The sequence below is a fragment of the Moorena sp. SIO3B2 genome (assembly GCF_010692525.1).
GTDB classification, from domain to species: domain Bacteria; phylum Cyanobacteriota; class Cyanobacteriia; order Cyanobacteriales; family Coleofasciculaceae; genus Moorena; species Moorena producens.
Window position 1 is genome coordinate 1 of record NZ_JAAHHE010000952.1, and the last position, 1,157, is coordinate 1,157.

Genomic DNA, 1,157 nt, shown 5'->3' on the forward strand with positions numbered 1-1,157 from the left:
TGTCAAAAAAAATCTTATTTTACTCTAATTTAATCTAATTTATTCCTAGAGGGGCGACAAGCGCCCCTCTAGGTTGTATGTAAGCATATGCGCTACTTGAGGTGCTGCGCGAACAGCTATCAGCCGTCAGCTAATTAACGGGAGGTAGTTCACGTAGGGTGGGCAGTGCTTGATACCGATCAGATCAGGTGACAAAGCCCGTTGGTACCCACTGCCCACCATAGCAATCTTGTAGGGTAAGTTACTATAATGTAACGCACCATCTCAATAAACATAGAAACTATAGCGTTTTTCATAGGTACGAGGTAAACAATTTTTTTTTCTATTGCCTCTTGCCTCTTGCCTCTTGCCTGCTCCCTGCTCCCTAAAAAAAAGTACCTCACCTAATTCAAAACCGCTATATATGACCACTGCCACTCCACCCCTAACCTTAGAGGAGTTCCTCAAACTCCCAGAAACCAAACCCCGATCAGAATTTATTAATGGGGAAATCGTGATTAAGCCCATGCCACAAGGCCAACATAGTCTGCTTCAGATTGAGTTGTGTCAAGCTATCAATCGAGTCGCTAATCCCAACAAAATTGCCAAGGCTTTCCCCGAACTGCGCTGTACCTTTGGGGGTCAATCAATTATTCCCGACATCACAGTCTTTCGTTGGGAAAACATCCCCATTGAACCAACTGGCAAAATTGCCAACCGCTTTGAAATATCTCCAGATTGGGCAATCGAAATTCTTTCCCCAGACCAAAGACAAACCAAAGTCCTGAGCAACCTGATCCACTGTTTGCGTCACGGAACTGAACTAGGATGGTTAATTGATCCGGAAGAAGAAAGTATTATCGTGATCGATCAGACTCAACGATTGGAAATTCTTTCAGCAACGTCTACGTTACCGATTCTCAATGGAGTAGAGTTAGAACTAACAGTTGAGGAAGTTTTTGGGTGGTTAACCCTAGGGTAGACCGTATCAATCTTAATTTGGTGCGTTACATTTGATGCTTCGCACCCTACAAGAGCTTACTGATAACTAATAACTGATAGCTGATAGCTGATAACTGATAGCTGATAACTGATAGCTTACCCCTAAGCCTCCCCCCATCCCTCAATGGTAGCTACCAAAATGTTAACTAAAGGATGGTCTAGGGCTTCCTTGAAAG

At 43.6% G+C, this 1,157-nt stretch carries 1 protein-coding gene; it reads left to right on the forward strand.

Features of this window, described 5'->3' with window-relative positions; all coding sequences use genetic code 11:
* Positions 1-403 precede the first annotated feature (403 nt).
* Positions 404-961 carry a Uma2 family endonuclease gene (locus F6K38_RS42630; RefSeq protein WP_008188559.1) on the forward strand — a complete coding sequence of 186 codons (558 nt, stop codon included), beginning with the start codon at positions 404-406 and terminating at the stop codon, positions 959-961.
* Positions 962-1,157 lie beyond the last annotated feature (196 nt).

Bases quoted from the DNA above. Each gene is read 5' to 3' on its own strand.
- F6K38_RS42630 (WP_008188559.1), top strand. From the start codon at position 404: ATGACCACTGCCACTCCACCCCTAACCTTAGAGGAGTTCCTCAAACTC.